At 70.2% G+C, this 20,221-nt stretch carries 15 protein-coding genes and 1 pseudogene; 10 read left to right on the plus strand and 6 right to left on the minus strand.

Features of this window, described 5'->3' with window-relative positions; all coding sequences use genetic code 11:
• Window positions 1-4 precede the first annotated feature (4 nt).
• On the minus strand, window positions 5-373 hold the full coding sequence (locus tag D7Y15_RS06070) for a hypothetical protein (protein ID WP_126933545.1): 369 nt from the start codon (window positions 371-373) through the stop codon (window positions 5-7).
• 243 nt (window positions 374-616) lie between these two features.
• Here D7Y15_RS06070 and D7Y15_RS06075 point away from each other — a divergent pair, with 243 nt between their 5' ends.
• Both D7Y15_RS06075 and D7Y15_RS06080 read left to right on the plus strand, forming a co-directional pair.
• The gene (locus tag D7Y15_RS06075; protein WP_120578771.1) at window positions 617-1,411 is read left to right on the plus strand and encodes an alpha/beta fold hydrolase; all 795 of its coding nucleotides are present in this window, start codon (window positions 617-619) and stop codon (window positions 1,409-1,411) included.
• A gap of 102 nt (window positions 1,412-1,513) precedes the next feature.
• A complete protein-coding gene (locus D7Y15_RS06080) occupies window positions 1,514-2,407 on the plus strand; it encodes a DUF459 domain-containing protein (protein WP_121751963.1) in 894 nt (297 codons plus the stop codon).
• Between the two features lie 13 nt (window positions 2,408-2,420).
• Here D7Y15_RS06080 and D7Y15_RS06085 read toward each other — a convergent pair whose 3' ends face one another.
• Both D7Y15_RS06085 and D7Y15_RS06090 read right to left on the minus strand, forming a co-directional pair.
• Window positions 2,421-3,278, minus strand: a complete 858-nt coding sequence (locus tag D7Y15_RS06085; protein ID WP_120578769.1) for a general secretion pathway protein GspE — start codon at window positions 3,276-3,278, stop codon at window positions 2,421-2,423.
• 70 nt (window positions 3,279-3,348) lie between these two features.
• Window positions 3,349-3,720: a Spx/MgsR family RNA polymerase-binding regulatory protein gene (locus tag D7Y15_RS06090; protein WP_121751964.1), complete on the minus strand. Its 372-nt coding sequence runs from the start codon at window positions 3,718-3,720 to the stop codon at window positions 3,349-3,351.
• 154 nt (window positions 3,721-3,874) lie between these two features.
• Here D7Y15_RS06090 and D7Y15_RS06095 point away from each other — a divergent pair, with 154 nt between their 5' ends.
• The 4 genes from D7Y15_RS06095 (at window position 3,875) to D7Y15_RS06110 (ending at window position 8,649) form a co-directional block, all read left to right on the plus strand.
• Window positions 3,875-4,912 carry a lysylphosphatidylglycerol synthase transmembrane domain-containing protein gene (locus D7Y15_RS06095; protein ID WP_121751965.1) on the plus strand — a complete coding sequence of 346 codons (1,038 nt, stop codon included), beginning with the start codon at window positions 3,875-3,877 and terminating at the stop codon, window positions 4,910-4,912.
• A 115-nt stretch (window positions 4,913-5,027) separates the two neighbouring features.
• Window positions 5,028-5,438 carry an SET domain-containing protein-lysine N-methyltransferase gene (locus D7Y15_RS06100; RefSeq protein WP_120578766.1) on the plus strand — a complete coding sequence of 137 codons (411 nt, stop codon included), beginning with the start codon at window positions 5,028-5,030 and terminating at the stop codon, window positions 5,436-5,438.
• A gap of 196 nt (window positions 5,439-5,634) precedes the next feature.
• Window positions 5,635-7,257 carry a DUF1592 domain-containing protein gene (locus D7Y15_RS06105; protein WP_233604839.1) on the plus strand — a complete coding sequence of 541 codons (1,623 nt, stop codon included), beginning with the start codon at window positions 5,635-5,637 and terminating at the stop codon, window positions 7,255-7,257.
• A 12-nt stretch (window positions 7,258-7,269) separates the two neighbouring features.
• Window positions 7,270-8,649 carry a DUF1552 domain-containing protein gene (locus D7Y15_RS06110; protein ID WP_120578764.1) on the plus strand — a complete coding sequence of 460 codons (1,380 nt, stop codon included), beginning with the start codon at window positions 7,270-7,272 and terminating at the stop codon, window positions 8,647-8,649.
• A gap of 96 nt (window positions 8,650-8,745) precedes the next feature.
• Here the strand turns inward: D7Y15_RS06110 and D7Y15_RS06115 are convergent, their stop codons facing one another.
• Window positions 8,746-10,050 (minus strand): pectin acetylesterase-family hydrolase, encoded by a 1,305-nt coding sequence (locus tag D7Y15_RS06115; protein WP_120578763.1) that lies wholly within the window; start codon window positions 10,048-10,050, stop codon window positions 8,746-8,748.
• Between the two features lie 286 nt (window positions 10,051-10,336).
• Between D7Y15_RS06115 and D7Y15_RS06120 the strand changes: the two genes are divergently transcribed.
• Window positions 10,337-11,014 (plus strand): hypothetical protein, encoded by a 678-nt coding sequence (locus tag D7Y15_RS06120; RefSeq protein WP_121751969.1) that lies wholly within the window; start codon window positions 10,337-10,339, stop codon window positions 11,012-11,014.
• On the opposite strand, the gene D7Y15_RS06125 is transcribed toward D7Y15_RS06120, so the two are convergent.
• Window positions 11,005-13,140, minus strand: coding sequence for an ATP-binding domain-containing protein (locus tag D7Y15_RS06125; RefSeq protein ID WP_120578762.1), 2,136 nt, complete (start codon window positions 13,138-13,140; stop codon window positions 11,005-11,007). The genes D7Y15_RS06120 and D7Y15_RS06125 overlap by 10 nt on opposite strands.
• Window positions 13,141-13,468: 328 nt before the next feature.
• Here D7Y15_RS06125 and D7Y15_RS06130 point away from each other — a divergent pair, with 328 nt between their 5' ends.
• The 3 genes from D7Y15_RS06130 to D7Y15_RS06140 all read left to right on the plus strand — a co-directional run bounded on the left by D7Y15_RS06130 (window position 13,469) and on the right by D7Y15_RS06140 (window position 18,581).
• The gene (locus D7Y15_RS06130) at window positions 13,469-14,329 is read left to right on the plus strand and encodes a hypothetical protein (protein WP_158624491.1); all 861 of its coding nucleotides are present in this window, start codon (window positions 13,469-13,471) and stop codon (window positions 14,327-14,329) included.
• 98 nt (window positions 14,330-14,427) lie between these two features.
• Window positions 14,428-17,385, plus strand: a complete 2,958-nt coding sequence (locus D7Y15_RS06135; RefSeq protein ID WP_121751967.1) for a carboxypeptidase regulatory-like domain-containing protein — start codon at window positions 14,428-14,430, stop codon at window positions 17,383-17,385.
• Window positions 17,386-17,435: 50 nt separating this feature from the next.
• On the plus strand, window positions 17,436-18,581 hold the full coding sequence (locus D7Y15_RS06140; protein ID WP_120578759.1) for an acyl-CoA dehydrogenase family protein: 1,146 nt from the start codon (window positions 17,436-17,438) through the stop codon (window positions 18,579-18,581).
• Window positions 18,582-18,583: 2 nt separating this feature from the next.
• Here the strand turns inward: D7Y15_RS06140 and D7Y15_RS06145 are convergent.
• Window positions 18,584-20,221, minus strand: a pseudogene (locus D7Y15_RS06145) (hypothetical protein); the annotation flags it as partial.

A 20,221-nucleotide genomic window follows, 5' to 3' on the forward strand; every position in this document is an offset into this window, starting at 1 on the left:
CTTGTTACATCCGCCAGCCGCCGGTGACGCCCGCGCTCTTGCCGAACGCCGGCTGCGCGTAAACCTCACGGAAGCGCGCACGCAGCAGGTCGAACGTCTGCTGAAGGTCCGGCGCCGCGGCGCGCGCGTCCGGCAGCTGTCCGCCCATCCGCGAGAAGCAGCGGCTCATGGCGCCATCCAGCCACTGCGTCACGGACGCGGTGTCCTGGTCCTGAAGCCGCTCGAAAACGGACAGGGCGCGCTCCAGCGTCTCGCCCACCAGCTCCGTGGAGTCGACGGCACTCCCAGCGCAAAGCCTCGCGGCCCGAACCTCCAGGGCCGGACGATGCTTGCGAACAAACTCCCCGAAGGCATGCAGATTCACGGTGACCATTCTTAACCCTTCGCCCCCACGCTGTCAGAACGCCGACCGCGAAAATCCTTGGCTTCGGACAGCGTGAATCGTGTCGGTGGAAAAGGGTGGTGGGATGAATCATGTATCACTCTCCGTCCTGGCAGGCGAGGGACCGGGAGCATTTCCCCCAGGCCGTGGGTCGTGCAGGCCACCCGGTGGGATGGGGCAGACCCAGGGGGCCGGCGTTGTTTGTTCCGGCGCGTTTCAAGGAAAGCGAGAGACATGCGTCGCACGGTGGAGCTGAAGGACATGGCAGGGAATGACGAGGGACCTCGTGTCCTCTTGTTGCCCGGGCTGGGGGCGCGTGGATCAGGCTTTCGTGAGCTCGCCCTGCGGCTGACGGACGTGGCGCGTCCCGTCATGGTCGAGTACCCGGAAGGCGAGCATGCGGCATGTGGCGCGAGGGCCCTGGCGGAGCAGGTGCTGCGCGTCACGGGCAAGGTGGACGCGGTGGTGGCCAGCTCCTTTGGCGGCATGGTGGCGGCGCATCTGGCCGCGGGCGGCGCGACGCGTGGGGTTGCTTTCCTGGGAGCGTTCACGCGCACCTCGCACGTGGGACCTCGCGGAAGGCTCATCTCGATGATGGGACCCATCGCGGTGCTGGGACGTCCCGGACGCGTCGCTGCGTCGCTGGCGGCCTGGCGCCCGGTGGCCTCCCATCAGGTGGCGGACGTGGTGCCCACCACGCTGCTGGAGCAGCTGACGACGCTGCGGCGCGCGTTCTCCATCCACACGGAGCCGCCGCCGCCGGACCTGCGCCCGCTGAACGTGTCGTGTCTGTGCATCCAGGGGGACCGCGACGTGCTGGTGCCGCCGTCTTCGTTGGAGCGGCTGGCCGCGTCGCTGCCGGAGGGCACACCCCGGCACCTGCTGCGCGGCGCGGGACACGTTCCCTATTTCTCACACCCGGAGGAGTGCGCGCGGCTGCTGACGCCATGGCTCCAGGCGCTCGCGCCCGCGGGGCTCGCGGTGCTGACGGCCCGGGGGCTCGGGGCGGACGCAGGCTCCGTGGCCTGACGCCGCGCGCGGCCTTGACAACCCGCGCGCGGTTCGACGGATCCACCCGCCTGGCGGGGGGGTGTACGGATGCGGTCGCGGGAAGTAGTTTCGCCTCCGCCGATGTCGACCCGTCCTCTTCGCGCGCTCCTCTTCCTGGCGTTCCTGTCCACGGCGGCGCAGGCCTCCGCGGAATCCGCCCCCGGGCTGACCGCCTCGCCCGTGCTGCCCACCGCTCCGGCCCAGGCCGCCGCTCCGGCGCCCGTGCCCCGCCGCACCGTGTTGCTGTTGGGTGACAGCCTCATCGCCACGGGCTTCGGGGAGTACCTCCAGAACCAGCTCGCCGCGCACCCTCGCATCCGTTGTGAGCGCCGCGCGAAGTCGTCCACGGGCCTGGCGCGCCCGGACTTCTTCGACTGGCTGGAGGTCGGCCAGCAGGAGGTGCAGCAGCACCAGCCGGACGTCGTGGTGGTCATCCTGGGCGGCAACGACGGGCAGGCCCTGCACACGCGGCAGGGGCGCGCCACCGTGGCCTGGGGCAAGCCGGACTGGCAGGGCGAATACCGCCAGCGGCTGACGGACTTCGTCACGGCCATCTCCGCGCCGAACCGCAAGATTGTGTGGCTGGAGCTGCCCGCCACGAGCCGCCAGCGCTTCGAGCAGAAGCTCACGGTGATCCGCGACCTGCAGCGGGAGGTCATCGCCGCGCGCGGGGACGCCGTGCACCTGGACACGCGGCCCTACTTCACCGACGCGCGCGGCAAGGCGCTGAAGCAGGCCCGCGTGGAGGGCTTCCGCAAGCCCATGCGCCTGCGCATGACGGACGGCGTGCACTTCACCGTGGCCGGCGGGCGCTACTTCGCGAACAAGGTGTACCCGGAGGTGCTGGGCGTGCTGGGTCTGGAGCACCTGGAGCCCGAAGAGAAGCACACCACGCGCCCCGCCATCGCGCCTATGAAGCCGGCGATGCAGGCCCTGGCTCCGACGGCTCCGCCGGGAGCTCCGACGACGCCGTAGCGGCTTCCCCGCTTCAGGAGTGGCGCGGCCAGGAACTCTCGCTGCCCGCGTCTGGACGGAGCCTGCGCACGGCGCGCAGGAGCAACTCCTCGTCGCGCGGGTTGGCCAGGAAGCCGCGCGCCTCCACCTTCCGCGCCCGTTCGAAGCCCTCGTCGTCCGACGTTCCATGGACGATGAGCGAGCCCTCGATGTGGACCTCGCCCGCGAGCAGCCCCTCCATGGCCTGGAGGGGCGCGAGCACCACGTCGTTGTCGCGCGTGTGCAGCACGTCCAGCGGCGTGGCGACGCGCGACGGGATGCCGTTGCGCGCCAGCGTGCGGGAGATGAGCACCGCGGTGACGGGCGGCCAGCCGTAGAGCATCAGCGGCGGGCTGGGCACGGCGGGACGGGGCGGCTCTTGCGCGGCCCCCGCCGTCTCGCGGATGCCATAGAGGGCGCTGAGCGCGCGGGACAGGGCGCTGTCGGAGGCCAGGTGCGGCTCCACGCGCGCCTTGCCGGACACGGCCCGCACGTCATCCACCGCGTCCAGCGACAGCGGCGCGGGCACGGCCAGGTGCAGGACCTCCTTGTCCTCGCGCGTCTCCAGGCTGAGCGGCACGACGCCGTACTGCCGGGCGATGCGTGAGGGCACCAGGGGAGTCAGCGAACGGTCGAGCGGATGCCGGTCCAGGTCCACCGCCTCCACGTCGAACTGGATGGCCAGCCCGCGCAGGACGTCCGCCTCCGTGCACACGCCCTCGCTCACCAGGGCGCGGCCCAGGGGGACATGGACCTCGTGGTGGTGCACCAGCCCCAACCGGAGCTGGCCTTTGTCGACCACTCCCAGCTCCAGGAGGATTTCCCCCAACGGGCGTCTGGATCCGATTTCCATGCCCACTCAACGTGGCAACCGTCCCCGCACGCGACGACGGTCGGACGGGGGCTCGTCCGACCGCCCGCCCTCAAGACGCGTGAAGGGGGAAGAGCGCCTCGTAGGCCTCCGGCTTGAAGCCCACCGTGACGGACTCCTTCGTGACGAGCACGGGCCGCTTCACCAGCTTCCCGTCCTTCGCCAGCCACTCCACCAGCTCCGCGTCGGAGGCCGCGTCCACCTTCTCCTTGCCGAGCGCGCGGTAGCTCTGCCCGCTGGTGTTGAGCCACTTGCGCACGGACACGCCGCTCCTGGGAATCCACTGGCGCAGCTCCGCCACGGTGGGCGGCTGGTCCACGATGGCGCGCGTGCGGTGGGGCACGCCCCGCGCCTCCAGCCACTTCAGCGCCTTCCTGCAGGTGTCACAGCCGGCGTACGCCAGCACGAGGATGTCGTCGGACATGCGCGGGCTTCTACCAGACCGCCCTCGCGAACAGGCAGCTCGGCGCCTGTCTCCTCGCACGGAGGGCAGGCGGGCCGCCATGCTTCAGGACCTGCCCCATGGGGCCGGGAAGCGCATCCTTTCCGAAGCCATCCCATTCCCAGGAAGGAGACGCATGCAGGGCACTCGCGCCGAACCCATTCCCACCCTGGAAGAGCCGCTGGAGGTGCCAGCGAAGCGCCGGCGGGGTTGGTGGATTCCAGGGGTGTTGGTGCTCGCGGCGCTCCTGGCCTTCATCCTCTCGCGGCACAACGAGGAGAAGCAGTTCCTGGAGCTTCTGCGGCAGGCGCGGCCCGCGTGGCTGCTGGTGGCCGCCGCGTGCCAGGTGGGCACGTACCTGTGCGTGGCGGGCATCTGGTGGATGGTCCTGCACCGGGCGCGCATCAAGACCTCGCTCTGGTCGCTGGCGCGGCTGTCGCTGATGAAGCTCGCGTTCGATCAGGTGATTCCCACCGGCGGCGTGGGCGGGTCGCTGCTCGTGGGCCGCGGGCTGCGCCGTGAAGGCGCGCACCCCGGCATCGCCGCGGGCGCGGTGCTGCTCACGGTGCTGTGCTTCTACATCGCGCAGGCGCTGGGCGTGGGCGTGAGCCTCTACTTCCTCTGGCGGAAGTCCGAGCTGAACGAGTGGATCCAATGGCTCGTCACCGGCTTCGGCGTGGTGGCGTTGATCATCCCGCTGGGCATCCTCTGGGCCACGCGGCACCGCGAGTGGAAGCCGGGCCGCTTCGCCCGGCGCATCCCGTCCCTGGGCACCCTGCTCAAGGCCATCGCGGAGGTGCCGCCCGGCATGCTGCTCAACCCCGGCCTGCTCGCGCGCGGCGTCCTCCTGCAACTGGGCGTCTACGTGCTGGACGCGGCCACGCTGGGCGCCATGCTCCAGGCCCTGGGGCAGGAGGTCCCCCTGAGCACCGTGTTCGTCAGCTTCATGGTGGCCTCCATGGCGGAGACCGTGTCCATCATCCCCGGCGGCGTGGGCACCTACGAGGCCGCGTCCGTGGGCATGCTCAACCTCTTCGGCGTCCCGGTGGAGGCGGCGCTCGCGGGCACCCTGCTCCTGCGCGGCTTCACCCTGTGGCTGCCCCTGCTTCCCGGCCTGTACCTGTTGCGCCACACCTTCCGCCGCCGCCCCGTGCCCGAGGAGCAGGCAGGCTGACTTCACCGGAAGTCACGGAAGGCCTCACGCCTGCGCCCCCGCTTCCCGTGGCTGCCCGTCTTGCGCGATGGTTCGCCTTGGCGTGGACGCCACCGGAAGCGAGAGCGATGCACTCATGAATCTGGGCCCTGCGCTGTTCCTCTACCCCGGCGTGAAGGTGCGGCCGTGTGAGTGGGGCATGGGCGTCTTCACGGACACCTTCATCGCCGCGGGAGAACTCATCGAGGAGTGCCACTACCTCAAGGTCCCGCAGCAGCAGTTCCGGGGTGAACCGCTCGACGACTATGTTTTCGAGATTCGCTGGCACCGCAACGAAGAGCCCCGCGAGGGTGACTGGGTCGCGCTCGTGATGGGCTACGGGATGATCTACAATCACGCGAGCGAACCCAACGCGTCCTATAGCCGCGGGGAAGATCGCGATGTGTTCCGTTATCACGCACTGCGGGACATCCACCCTGGTGAGCAGATCTGCATCAGCTACGGGGAGAACTGGTGGAAGGCGCGAGGTGAGGAAGTTCCTCCCTGAGTCGTGCACGCACCGTGTGCGCACCTGACAGGTGCGTTCGCACTTCCTGCTCCGTGAGGGTGGCTTCTTCCTCGGGGAAGCTTGGAAACGCTCGGAAATGAATTCCCCCGTGTCCGCGTGGGGGGCAACCAGTACAATGCGGGTCGCCTGTGCGCCGGTGCTTCAGGCCGCGCGGATGCGAGGAATGCCAGACATCATGCCATTGCGTCGTTTCTACCTATCCTCCGCTCTCGTGCTGTCCGCCTCCGCCTGCACCGGCAACATCGGTGGGCAGGACGCGGAGCCTGAAAGCGCGGCGGCGCCCGCTCGGGTGCGCCGGCTGACGCGCGACGAGTACAACAAGTCCGCCACCGCGGTGCTGGGCACCGAGGTCGACATCGCCCAGGGCTTCGCGGCCGAGGACACCATCCTCGGCTTCTCCACCCACGAGCGCCTCCAGGTGACGTCGCTCCTGGCGGATCAGCTCGACACCGCCGCGGTGACGCTGGCGGAGCAGGGCAAGTCACAACTGAGTGACCTCTACGCGTGCCCCAAGGGCAAGACGCAGGACGAGTGCGCGCGCGCCTTCATCCAGCGCGTGGGTGAGCGCGCCTTCCGCCGGCCGGTGACGGCGGACGAGGAGACGGACCTGCTGGCCCTCTTCAACGAGGGCAAGAAGGGCGGCACCATGGCGACGGGCGCGGAGCTGGTGCTCCAGGCGCTCTTCTCCTCCTCGTCGTTCCTGTACCGCACGGAGCTGGGGCCGGAGACCGCCCGCAAGGGACAGGTGGTGGAGCTGACCGCCTACGAAGTCGCCTCCGAGCTGTCCTTCATGGTGACCGGTGGACCGCCGGACGCCACGCTGCTCGCCTCCGCCAAGGCCGGCACGCTGTCCTCGGCGGACGAGCGCGAGACCCAGGCGCGCCGCCTGCTCAAGACGGAGGCCGCGCAGGTGAAGCTGCGCCAGTTCTTCGTGGAGTGGCTGGGGCTGGGCGGCCTGGCCAAGGTCAACAAGAACAACCTCGTCTACCCGGACTACAGCGTGGACTTCCGCGACTCCATGGTCCGCGAGCGCGACGCGTTCATCGACTTCATCGTGAAGAACCACTCGGGCTCCGTGGAGGAGCTGCTGAGCGCCAACTACTCGTTCGTGGACGAGACGCTGGCGAACTTCTACGGCGAGCTGGAGCGCACCAACGTGGATGGCGACACGGGTCTGGGCCGTGTGACGCTGCCGCCGGAGCGCCTGGGCATCCTCACGCAGGCGGGCGTGATGTCCACGTACGCCCACTTCGACTCGTCCTCGCCCATCAAGCGCGGCAAGTTCGTGCTCACGCGCCTGTTGTGCCGCACGGTGCCCGCGCCGCCGGCCAACGTGTCCACGATTCCCCCGGCCCTGTCGGAGGACGCCACCACCCGCGAGCGCTTCGCGGCGCACACCAACAACCCCGCGTGCGCCAGCTGCCACAAGACCATCGACCCCATGGGCTTCGGCATGGAGGACTTCGACGGCCTGGGCCAGCACCGCACGGAGGAGAACGGCCGCACGGTGGATGCCAGCGGCGCCGTGATTGCCAGGGACGGCACCACCAACCTGGGCGACTTCACCGGTGGCGCGCAGCTGGCGCGCTACCTGACGACGAGCGAGGAGCTGGCCAACTGCGTGCCGCTGCAGTTCGTGCGCTACGCCATGGGGCGCGACGAGCACTCTTCGGACGCGGAGCTGCTCGCCGCCATGCGCACGGGCCCCTACCGCACGGACCGCCTGAAAATCACCGAAGTGCTGGTCAGCCTGGTGCGTTCGTCTTCCTTCACCCAGCGGCGTCTGCCCACCCGTTGAGCTTTGACTTCCATGCCCCGCGACTTCTCCCGACGCAGCATCCTGAAGCTCCTGTCCGGCACGGCCATGGCGGCGCCCTTCGCGCACCTGCTCACCAGCTCCGTGGCCGAAGCGGCGGACGCCGCCCCCCTGCGCTTCATCGCCCTGTTCACCCCTCACGGCCTGCTGCCGGAGTACTGGGTGCCCAAGGGCAATGACACCAGCTTCAACATCGACTTCGAGAACTCCGTCCTCCAGCCGCTCCAGCGCCACCGGGACAAGCTCCTGGTGCTGGACGGCCTGGACTACCGCGTCCTCTACGAGCACGGCCGCACCGGCCACGAGGGCGGCCCCGTCACCTTCCTCACCGGCAGCCAGGTGGAGGTGTCCAGCGGTGACGAGCTGCCCAACAACGCGTCCCTGGACCAGGTGATTGGCAACGCGGTGGGCGGCTCCACGCAGTTCCGCTCCCTGCAACTGCACGCCTTCGAGCAGTTCGGCGCCCAGCACGTCTACAACAGCATCTCCTTCACGGAGAACGGCTCGCGCGTGCCGTTCGAGCTGAACCCCGCCAACGTCTACAAGCGGCTCTTCGCCAGCATGGGCGGCTCCGAGGCGGAGGCGCAGGCCATGCTGACCCGGCGCAAGAGCCTGCTGGACTACCTCATCAAGGACGCCACCCGGCTGAAGTCGAGGCTGGCGGCCGCGGAAGGCACCAAGCTGGACACGCACCTGGCGGCGCTGCGCGACATCGAGCGGCGGCTCACCAGCTCCGGCGCGCTCAGCTGCTCGAAGCCGACGGCGCCTTCCGGCGCGGTGAACGACCTGGGCGAAATCAACAACATGCCCGCCCTCACCGAGCTGCACATGGACCTCATCGCCCGGGCGTTCGCGTGTGATTTGACGCGCGTGGTGACCATGACCATCCCCGGGCCGTCCATGCCGTGGATTGGCATCGACGAGGACATCCACAACGACATCGCCCACCGCACGGACACCCAGTCCGAGCCGGCGCGCACCGAAATCCGCCTGCGCATGGTGGCGGTGCAGCGGTGGTACGCCGAACAGGTGGCGCGGCTGATGGACACGCTCAAGTCCATCCCGGAGGGCAGCGGCACGGTGCTCGACAACACCGTCATCCTGTGGGGGAACGAGCTGGGCGACGCGGCCGGCCACATGAACGTGTCCATCCCCACGGTGCTGGCGGGCGGCGCGGGCGGGAAGTTCCGCATGGGCCGCATGCTGTCCCTGCGCCCCGGGAAGGACCCGCTGGGCGACTGGAAGGGCCCGGGCAAGCCGCTTCTGGGCGCGGTGGAGCACAACAAGCTGCTCACCACCATTGCCCAGGCCTTCGGCGTGAACGTGGACCGCTTCGGCCACGAGGACTACGTGGGCACGCTCAACCTCACCTGACGCCTCCGGGCGGCCTGAAGGGCCCCGGAAAAGACAACGGGAGCGGACCTTCTTGAGGCCCGCTCCCGTTTTCATTTCAGCGAAGGACGGAGGGGATTACCCGCCGAGCGCGCCGTTGATGAGGGGCGCGAGGATGCTCATGCCCGCGTCCTCGTTGTTGTAGTTGTTGGCCGGCTCGTAGATGCGGACGCGCTGGTTGCTGTTGATGAAGCGCGACAGGAAGACGTCCATGGGGACCATCTCGCCGTGGCAGGCCCAGGACTGCCAGGGGCTGGAGACGTACTCGTACCAGTACTTCTTCTCCATGCGCTGGCAGGCGTGCGCGCCCACGAAGGTGATGATGGTGCTGCAGTGGCTGGCGTTGATGGCGCGGTGGTGCGGGATGAAATAGCTGAAGTTGTTGTACTTGTTCAGCTCGTTCACGAACGCGTCCTGGTCCGTCTTCCAGTACGCGTGGACGGACGCCTCGTCGTTGGGCGTCTTGAAGCGCTCATACGAATAGCGCGAGTAGTTGTAGTCCATCGTGTAGCCCGTGTACGCGAGCTGATCGTTCGGGAACTCGGTGGCGACCATCTTGTTGATGGAGCCCATGTCGTTGATGCTGAAGCTGGCCGGCAGCTGGCTGAACACCGAGTCCAGGTTCCACGACGAGCGGATCTTGTCGTGCAGCGGGCGCGACAGGGAGTTCGCGTTCGGCGCCATGAAGATGGGGCCGGAGTCGTTGATCATGTACCCCTTGGCCGGGTTGATGGCCTTGCGGATGAAGTAGTAGCCGGCGGAGGTGGACGTGCCACCCGCGCTGTAGCCCGTCACCAGCAGCTTCTGCACGTTGGGGAAGTTCTGCTTGGCGTAGTTCGCCGCCGCCAGCGTGTTGGTGTAGCCGGAGTGCGACCAGGTCAGCGGCGCCTGGCCGCCCGTCGTGTCCGTGTAGACCTTGGTGTTGTTGCCGATGTGCACGTCGCCCGTGCAGTACGGCATGTAGACGATGTTCCAGTCCTTCGTGACGATGTCCTTGCGGTCACGGAAGGGCAGGCCCGGGTCCGCCCCGTTGACGATGGGGGACACGTACTTGGCCGTGAACTGCGTCATGTAGTCGTCGGAGATGCCGTTGGGGTTCGCCGCGCCCAGGATGCCCGTACGGCCGCTACAGGAATCGTAGTCCCAGCACGCGCCGCCACCCTCCATCATGAACAGCAGGTTGGGCGAGTTCGTCTTGTGCACGAAGAACTTGTACTGCGAACCGTTGCCACACTTGGTGCCGGGCAGCGTCACCTTCTGCCAGGCGTAGTTGTTGCCGCCGTCCACCAGCACGTCGACGATGCCTTCGACCAGCACTTCGGCATGCGCGGCGCCCACGGGGGCGGAGAGGGCCAGAAGGCTCATCCAGAGAAAACTTCTCATGCGGCTTCCTCCAAAGGGGGAGTGAGTTGAGTGGGGTTGCGGCCGGGGATGATACGTTTTTGTTTATCAGCCGTAAGCAGGGAAACTTCGCTTGCAGTGAAAATTGTGAATTTCAAGTCAGGTGCAGCATTCCATCTGAAAGGATTGTAATTGCCGCCTCGCGTCAGCCAGGGATTAAAAATTGACGCGTCTGGTCATGTTTTAAATGTATCAATTGCGCGGCGCGTCACTGGCGGGCCATGACACGGGTTGCGGCGAGCGCGGGGCGCGGGGTATGGCCTTGGGCATGAGCACGCACGCGCGATGGAAGCTGCCCCTGGGCACGGCGGGAGTCCTGGCCCTGGCGGTGGGGGCGTGGCTTGTCTTTGGCGGGCAGGGCCCGGAGGACGCCGCGCCGGTCGTGGCGCCCGCGCCCGTGACGCAGGCCCCCGCGCCGCCGCCCGTGTTCGCGTCCACGCCGGCGGTGCCTCGCGCGAAGGACGGCGGGCTGGACCTGGTGGGCGCGGCGACGGCGCAGGTGCAGGCGGCGCCGGACGCGGAGTCCGGCCCCTATCCGGTGGACCTGGAGGCGCTGCGCGCGAAGCTGCCGGGCAACCTGTACTTCGAACTGGACGCGCCCACGAAGGACCCGGAGGAGCTGCGCCGCCGTGAGGGGGTGAAGGCGAAGTGGAACGCCCTCTTCGGCAAGGTGCAGGCCAACGAGGCCTCGGAGGAGGAGGTGCACCAGTACTACGAGCACCGCCGCCAGGTGTCCGAGGACGCCATCGCCTTCGCCACCACGATGCTGCAGGACTACGGCGACAAGCTGCCCGCGGAGCACCGGGGCCTGTTGGAGCTGAGCGTGAACATGCACCGCACGCGTCTGGCGGAGATTCCGCGCCAGGAGGCGGAGGCGCTGTCGCGCCGCGAGGCCCACGCCCAGCGGCAGAAGGAGTGGCGCGCGGGCGGCGGCCGTCAGCCCTGATTCGACTCGTCCGCGCCGGGGAAGGTGCGGATGAGCGGGGAGCGCACGGTGGAGGAGGCCACCCACAGCTGGTGGGACGAGCGGGTGACGGCGACGTGCAGCCTGCGGCGGGCCTCGTCGTCCGCGGGGTAGGCGCGCGCGGTGACGTCCGGCAGGACGACGTAGTCGAACTCCAGGCCCTTCACGTTGTCCACGTCCGTCACGTCCACGCCGGGCTCGAAGGAGAAGTCGCCTTCCAGCACCAGCCTCGCCCAGGGCATCTCCCGGATGACGCGGTGGAAGGACCAGGCGGCCTCGCGGCTGCTTGCGATGACGCCCACCGACGCGTGCGGCTCGCGCAGCACCAGGTCGCGCAGGGCGTCTCCCAGGAACAGCCAGGCCTGGGCCTCGTCGGGGAAGTGGTGGAAGCCCACGGGCGCGCCCTCGCGGCCGGCCTTCGCGGCGTTTGCCGGGGACTGGGTGCCCAGCACGTGCTGCGCTAGCGCCACCACCGGGCGCGGGCAGCGGTAGGACACCTGGAGCCGGCAGGTTGCGGCGTCGCGGATGCCCAGCTCGTCCAGGGCGGCGTCCCAGCCGGCGAAGCCCGCCGTCGTCTGTTGCACCTCGTCTCCGGCGAGCGTGCAGCTGCGGCTGTCCGCGAGCAGCTGGCTGACGACGAAGAGCTCGAAGAGGGAGAAGTCCTCCGCCTCGTCCAGCACGACGTGCGCCAGCCGCTCCGCGCCCAGCGCGCCCCGCTGCGCCTTGAGGAACATCAGGACGGGCAGGTCGTCCGCGTCCACCGTGCCCGCGAGCGCGGCCGGCGTGTCCGCTTCAATCGCGCGCCCGTCCACGGTGACGAGGCGGTCCTCGTCGAAGCCCTTGTACTGGCGCGACAGCGGCGTGGCGGTCTGCTGCCGGGTGTGCTCCAGCACCTCCGCCACCACGGTGAGCGGCAGCTCTCCCTTCGCGTCCGCCACCACGGCCTCCACGAAGGCGCGGTCCAGGTACGCGTCCGCCAGCTTGAGGCGCAGCCGGTCCAGCGTGGGGGGCAGGGCCTTGCCCTTGAACACGGGCACGCGGCCGGCCAGCGCGCGGCGCAGGGCGGGGTGGCGCTTGAAGCGCGAGACGAGCGCGGGCGTCTCCGGGGACAGCTTGATGCCCGGCACGCTGAAGGCGGAGCGCGCGGTGGCCAGCGACCAGGCCTCCAGCGTCTCCACGGTCACCTTGCCCAGGCCCAGCGGCGCGAGCAGCCGGCGCGTGAGCCGGGCCAGGCCCGCCTCCGGGACGACGACCTTGGTGCGCGCCTGCGGGTACGCCTTCGCGTCGTCGAAGATGACCTTGGCCAGCCGGTGCAGCGCCACCGTCGTCTTGCCGCTGCCCGCGCTGCCCAGCACCAGCAGCGGCTGCTCCGGGCCGGTGCTGACGGCGGCGTACTGCTCCGCGTCCAGGAGCGCCGTCACGCCGAACGCGTCCTCCACGTGCGTGGCGCCCCGGCCCACGCCCAGGAAGCCCGGACGCGCGGCGGTGCCGCTGCCGCCCGCGAGCACGGAGGCCGCGTCACGGCCGCGCGAGTGCCAGCGGCCCTGTGAATCGCGCTGGAGCAGGTAGGGGCCGGTGCTGATGCGGGTGAGGACGCCCTTCTCGATGATGACCAGCCGGCGCGCCTCCACTTCGCCTTCGGAGAGCCGGTCTCCGAAGTACTCCTCGAATGCGTCGCCCTCCTCGTAGTTGTAGAAGACGCGGGCGACGGGGGCGAACCTCCAGTCGATGACGCGCACGCCGGCGGAGAGGTTGGCGAAGCTGGTGCGGCCGAGCAGGTAGTCGCGCGCGCCCGTGGGCCCGGCCAGGCGCAGGTGCGCGAAGTAGGGGGCGTGCGCGTCCGGCAGCGGGATGGCCTCCTGCCGCTCCAGCATGGAGCGCACCTCGTTCATCTGGGTGAAGACGTGCGGCAGGTCCGCGGCGTGCGCCGTGGTGGCGTCGTCGCGCAGCACCGCCAGCTGGGCCATCAGCCCCTGCGTGTCCAGCGTGCGTTCCGCGGCCTGACGGCGCGCTTCCGTCAGCGCCTGCTGGACGCGTGACAGCAGGGCCTCTTCCTCGGCGATGAGCGCGAGCGCCTCGGGCGACAGCTCCTGCTCCTGGCCGGCCATGAGGTCTTTCCTTTCCGCCCGTGGGCGTGCGTGGGGCGGGCAAGGTGAACGCTGGCCACCGCCGGGTCAACCCGTTGGATTCTAGGGCCGACTTGCTAGATTGAGGATCGCGGTGGAGGCGCCCGTCCCTTCTCCCGGGTCCTCCCGCACACGCGCTTCCCATCCACCCCGCCAGGTTGCCTCCCCAGGGGGTGGGGTGGATGTCCGCGACTGATCGCGGACGGGGGTTGTCTGTCGAATGGCGGCGCACGCTGGAGGCGGGTGGCTTCTAACGGCACGCGCGGCTTGCTTCCTTCCGCATCCATCCCGAACACGGAGGATGTACCGGATGACCTCGATGAATGCGCCGTTCCGCTGGACGCTGTCACTCGCCGCCGCGCTGGGAATCGCCACGTCGGCGGGGGCGCAGGAGCCGGAACCCCCGTCGGAACCCCAGACGGAGTCGGAGACGTCCACGACGACCACGACCCCCACGATGAGCTCGGAGGAGACGCAGAAGTCGGGCGGACACCACCCCGAGGGGCGCATCGGGCCGCAGTTCGCGGTGAGCGGCAACGTGGGCTTCGGCCTGGGCTACGTCTACACGAACGGCCAGGCCCCGGGAGGCGGCCTGGAGGATTTGAAGATCACCCAGTCCGCGAAGATCTCCTTCCCCATCATCGCGGAGCTGGGCTTCCGGGTGACGCCGCGGTTCTACCTGGGCGTGTGGGGCAGCTGGGAGCCGGTGCTCACCAAGACGAACGAGCTGTCATGCCCGGAGGGCTTCGACTGCAACACCTACCAGTGGCGCGTGGGGCCGGAGGTCCGCTACCACGTCCGGCCGGGCTCGAGCTTTGATCCGTGGATTGGCCTGGGCCTGGGCCTGGAGATCCTCAAGAGCCACGTGGAGGGGGACACGCAGGTGCAGGTCGCGCCGGGCGTGTTCCTCCCCACGCACGTGGACACGCACGTCACGGACCGGGGGCCCACCATCGCGCGCCTCACGCTGGGTGGCGACGTGCGAGTGACGCGGGCCCTGGCGGTGGGGCCCATCATCACCGCTTCCGTGGGCCAGTACACGGTGCGCACCGGTTCGCAGACGCTGGACATCACTGGCGTGGGCACCCGCGACCAGGGGCTCACGCCAGTGGATGACGGCTTCCACGCGCTGTTCACCCTGGGCATCCGCATCGCGTTCCTGCCCCTGTAGCACCGCGTGGCGGCGGGAAAACGCGAGACGCCCCCTTGGAACCGGGGGGCCGGGTGAGGTGTCTTGGGGCGCGGCTCCCCACCTCCCCCGGAGGGTGCATGTCGTCTCGCAAGGTGTTCGTCGTGGTGGCCGGGCTGGCGCTCCTGCTGGCCGGCGTCTTCGTCTGGATGCGCGCCTCCGCGCCCGCCGCGGAGGTGCGCGATGAAGCGGTGATGTCCCCCGAGCGGCCCGCGTCCGTCCCGACGCGGGCCCCGGTGCGCAATGGGGGCGGTGCGACCGCGCCCGTGGAACAGCCCATGCGGGACGCGGACGGCGCGCTGCGCGTGGAGACCGCCACGGCCTCGGGGCCGCTCGCGGGCGCGGAGGTGACGCTGTACCTGCGAGGTCCGGCGTCCCCGGGCTCACGGCTGCCGTCGTGGCGCGTGGCGGGGCAGGGCCGGACGGATGCGGCGGGAGCGCTGGTGCTGCCCGCGCGTCCCGGACCCTATCTCGTCACCGCGCATGCGGAAGGGTTGGCGCTGGCGCGCGCGGAGGTGACGCGTCCCCATGGCGAAGCGTTGACCCCGGTTCGCCTCCTGCTGGAACCCGGTGTGTCGCTGACGGGCCTGACGGTGGAGCGCGTAGGCGGCGCACCCGTGCCGATGGCGGAGCTGACGCTCACGCCGCATACCGGCTTCGAGGACGCGCTTCCCGTGTTCCTCCAGACGGGCGCGTCGGTGCCGGACGAGGCGCGGCATGAAGCGCTCAGCGACGCACGGGGCGCGTTCGGGTTTCATGGGCTGGCGCGCGGTGAGTATCAACTGGAGGCGCGAGCCCCGGGCCACGCGCCCCGTCGCATCGCACGCGTGCTCGTGCCTGGGACGGACGTGCGCGTGGAGTTGGACGGCTCCGCGTTCATCGAGGGCTTCGTCACCCGCGCGGATGGAACTCCCGCGCCGGGAGCGCGCGTGAGCGCCTGGGGCGAGGACGGCGCCGTGGAGGTGGAGGCCGGAGACACGGGGAGCTTCTCGCTGGACGTGCCGCCCGGGTCGTTCCAGGTGACGGCCCGCCACGGAGGGGAGACGGGCGCGGCCGGAGGCGCTGTCGTCGTGGGGCCGGGCATGAGGGTGAAGGCGGAGACTGGCGCGGCCGAGGGCGCTGCCGTCGCGGGGCCGGGCCTGACGATGAAGGCGGAGACTGGCGCGGCCGAGGGCCCGATCGTCGTGGGGCCGGGCATGACGGTGAAGGACGTGCGGATCCGCCTGGGCGGCGCGGCGTCGCTCGTGGGCGTGGTTCGGCGCAAGGATTCGGGCGAGGCCATCGCGGAGGCCACGGTGGGCGTGCGCGCGCATGGCGACCGCGCGGACCTGCTCCAGGCACATTCGGAGGCGGATGGACGCTTCGAGGTCGGCGGACTCGCGCCGGGCGCCTACGATCTTCAGGTGCGCGCTCCGGGCTTCCAGCCGCTCACGCGCACGGGGTTGGGCGTGCTCGCGGGGCAGCGCTACGAGCTGGTGCTGGAGCTCGCGGCGCCGGGACGCATCAAGGGCACGGTGGTGGATATCGCGGAGGCGCCGCTCTCCGGCGTGACGGTGGTGGCCCAGCTCAAGTGGAGGCCGCTGCCGGACGCGCTGCCCTCGGTGACGGATGCGCAGGGGAGCTTCACGCTGGAGGACGTGCCGGAGGGCACCGTGTACGTCGCGGCGCGCCGCGCGGACAGCGAGGACGAGGTGCGCCAGCCCGTGCGCGTGGTGGCGGGACAGACGGTCATGACGCTGCTGACGCTCGTGGGCGAAGGCGTGCTGGAGGGCACCGTGCGCAAGGAGGACGGAGCGCGGCCGTCCGGCGCGGTGACGGTCACCGCGCACCGGGTGGGTGCTCCCGCCTCCGAGTCCGTCGACGTGCCCGCGAAGCCGGATGGAACGTGGTCGATGCGCGTGGGCGCGGGGCGCTACCAGTTGAGCGCGTGGCTGTCCGCGCTGCGCTTCCAGAACGGCGACCAGCAGCAGGTGGTGGAGCTGGAGGCGGGAGGCCGGCGCCACGTGGACCTGGTGGTGGGCGAGCCCAGGAAGCCGCTCCGCGTGACGGTGCTGGAGCCCAACGGCGCGCCGAGCGTCCACGCGACGGTGATGGCCACGGAGGCGGGCCACACGGACATCCAGGCGGAGGAGATGACGGACGCATCCGGCCAGGCGGTGCTGGCCTTGGATGGCCTGGGTTCGGATGCGTGGCGCGTCTGGTCCACGAATGGCGGACGGCAGGGCGAGGCCGCGAGCGTGTCCGCGTCCCAGAAGGAGCTCACGCTCCAGCTGAAGCCCGCGGTCCGATTGAGGGGCACCGTGCGTTCGGCGGGAGGCCGCGAGGTGCGGGGCTTCACTCTGACTGTCACCGCGGCGCGCGGCGAGGACGACTTCCTCTCCCGCGTGGAGCGTCAGTTCTCCGGGGACTCGTTCCAGGTGGACGACGTCTTCCCCACGCGCGTCACTGTCACTGTCACGCTGCCGGACGGACGCGCGGGCAAGGTGGACGTGACGCTCGCGTCCGGCGCGGAGGCCGCAGTGGAGGTGGTGGTGGACGCGGGCGGCGGCGTGTCCGGACGGCTGGTGGATGCGCGCACGAACGAACCGCTGGCGGGCGCGTACGTGGACGCGGACGGCATCGCATCTCCCACCACGGGCGCGGACGGACGCTTCGAGTTGAAGGACCTGGCCCCGGGCGCGCACCGGCTCACCGCGTGGAGCCGGGGGCGCGAGCTGGTGGATCGGCGGGTGTCGCTCGCCGCCGGGAAGACGCAGGCCTTGGGGGACTGGCGCCTGGGCCTTCAGCGCGTGGAGCCGGGGCGGCTGGGCCTGACCTTCGGCATGTCGGGACGGGACGTCGTCATCAGCGGCATCGCGGAAGGCGCGGACGTGGTGGGCCTCCAGGTGGGGGACGTGTTGCGCTCCATCGACGGGGCGGTGGTGCTGGACATGGGCGAGGCCCGGCGGCGTGAGCTGGGCGCGCCGGGCAGCCCCGCGGTGCTCGCGCTCCTGCGGGGCGGCCAGGCGTTGTCCTTCACGTTCATCCGCGCACGCTGACGGAGGCGCGGCTTGAAAGCGCGGGGCCGGCCCTGACAGCATCCCACCCCATGGATGAGCGCTTCACCCCGGAGCACGAGGCGTTCCGCCGCACCGTGCGTCAATTCGTCGAGAAGGAGCTGGCCCCGCACGCGCTGGAGTGGGACCAGGCCGGCGAGTTCCCTCGCGACGTGTTCCGCCGCTGCGGTGAGCTGGGCTTCTTCGGCATCAGCCATGACCCTGCATATGGCGGCAGCGGGCTGGACTCCTGGTACGTGGCCGCCTTCGCGGAGGAGCTGGCGCGGGCGCGCAACGGGGGCGTGGCGATGTCGCTCCTGGTGCAGGGGCAGATGGCCACGCCGGTCATCAACGAGCTGGGCACCGACGAGCAGAAGCGCGAGTTCCTGGCCCCCGCGCTCACCGGGGAGCGCATCGCGGCGCTGGCGATGAGCGAACCGGACGCGGGCTCGGACCTGGCCCGGCTGCGCACCACCGCGCGAAGGGACGGCGACGACTACGTCATCCAGGGCGCGAAGACGTGGATCTCCAACGGCGCCCGCGCGGACTTCCTGGTGCTGGCGGTGCGCACGGGCGGGGAGGGCGCGCCGGGCATCTCGCTGGTGACGCTGCCCACGGACGTGAAGGGCTTCTCCGTGTCGAAGAAGCTCCAGAAGGTGGGCCACCGCTCGTCGGACATGGCCATCCTCTACTTCGAGGACTGCCGCATCCCTGCCCGCTACGTGCTGGGCCGGGAGAACGACGGTTTCTTCCACATCATGAACAGCTTCCACGCGGAGCGCCTGGTGACGGCGCTCTACACGGTGGCGGTGATGGACGACCTGTTGCGTGAAGCCATCCGCTACGGCCGTGAGCGTCAGGCGTTTGGAAAGCGGCTGCTGGACTTCCAGGTGTGGCGCCACACCTTCGTGGACCACGCCACCCGCGTGGAGGCGGCGAGGCAGCTCACCTATCAGGCGGTGCAGCTCTTCAATCGCAAACGCAAGCAGAAGCCGGTGAAGGAGATTGCGATGGCCAAGCTCCTCACCACCGAGCTGGCCCAGCGCGTGGCCTATGACTGCCAGCAGTTCTACGGCGGCATGGGCTACGTGGAGGAGTCACACGTCGCGCGGGCGTGGCTCGACGTGCGCATGCTCACCATTGGCGGCGGCACGTCCGAGGTGATGAAGGAGATCATCGCCGGGACGATGGCGCTGTAGCCTCAGGCGGCCTGCTTCTCCAGATTGCCCTCCAGCCACCGGGCCGCATCCGCTCCGTTGCCCGTCCACACCGTCGGCGTGCCGTCCACGGTGCGCCGCGCCACCTCCAGCTCCCAGCCCACCTTCACGGGGCCGACCTTGAAACCAGGCGCCATGGAGACGCCGCGCTGCGTGTAGGACGTCTCCTTGTATTCCACCTTCGCGTCCTCGCCGGCCGTCTTGAACGCCCCCGGCACGTCCCCCTCCAGGAGCTTGCCGAACGCGCCGTTCTTCACGAGCGTGCCGGGGTTGCCCTCGATGCTGACCTCGTAGGACGTGCCCTTGCCGTTGCCCTGGACCAGGCCGGCGCCCTCCACCGTCAGCGTGACCTTGCTGCGCGAGTTCGCCGCCAGGTCCTTGAGCGCGGGGCCGAGCGCGGCCTTCGGGTCCTTGAGGATTTCGTCTGTCTTTGACCCGGCGGGCAGCGGGATGCGCGTCTCCACCTCCAGCTTGCCGCTGCCCTTGAGCGACGTGCCCACCTTCACGCCGCCCTTGATGGGGAGCTTCATCCGGTCCGGCCCGACGATGGACTTATCCACCTCCAGGTTCCGGTTCGGGCCGCCGCCCACCTCCACCTGGATGGCGTCCTTGATGACGACCTCGGGCGGCTTGCCCTCGGGGAACTCGATGCGGACCGTGCGGTCCGAGCGGGCCTTGCCGCCCACGTCCAGGTTGTTCACCAGCGGGCCGCCCGGGACGGAGATGTCCGCGGCGAACTGCGCGGCGCCCGTGCCACGCAGCTCCACGGCGGCCATCTTGCTCTGCAGCCACTCGATGTCCTCCTTGGGAGGCATGTCGGCCGCGCCCGCGATGTTGGCCTGCATGCCTGTCTTCATGCGGTCCATGATGCGGTTGGCCCGGGCCACCTCGGCGGGCGTCTCGAACTTGAACTCCACCTTGCCGCCACCGCCCGCGAGCAGCTTCGCGTCGAGCTTGCTGTTCTCGAAGCCCACGCCGCCCAGGACTTCCGAGTCGATGCTCAGCCGGTAGTTGGGCCCCGGCTCGCGCGCGCCCGTGGTTGGATTGGTGCGCATGCCCTCTTCGCAGCTGACTTCAATCTGCGCGCGCGTCTGGAGGCGGCCAATCTTGTAGCCGCCGTCGAAGCCGCCGGACGTGGAGAACTTGTCCCCCGGCTTCATGGACTCGATGTCCGCCTGCGAGCCCGTCACGTCGGTGCCGGCTCCGAGCACCTTGAGGGCCCCGTCCACCTTGGACTCCAGCCAGGTGAAGCCGGGCACGTTGTCGCGAGCGCTCTGCAGCAACTGCTCCATCGCGCCCTGCGGCTGCACGGTGCCGCCCACGCCGCCTGTGGCCAGGACGTCGGGCTGTACCTGTCCCGCGACGCCGCCCTCAAGCCCCAGGGCTCCAGGCCCATCACTCCCAGCCCCGCCGGCCACGGGGCCCGCCTGCGTGCCGCCGCTGACGCCGCCCGCCGCGATGCCTCCCGGACCTCCGGCCGGAGCCGCATGGCCTCCAGCTCCGGCCGGAGCCGCGCATCCACCCACCCCGGCCGGACCCGCGCGCCCACCGCGCACCTCGAACCCGTCTCCCGGCCGCCCGACTGCGGGCCGCTGCGCCGGACGGTTCGCGGGGCCCTGCGA

Source organism: Corallococcus sp. AB030, assembly GCF_003668965.1.
Taxonomy (GTDB): Bacteria; Myxococcota; Myxococcia; order Myxococcales; family Myxococcaceae; genus Corallococcus; species Corallococcus exiguus.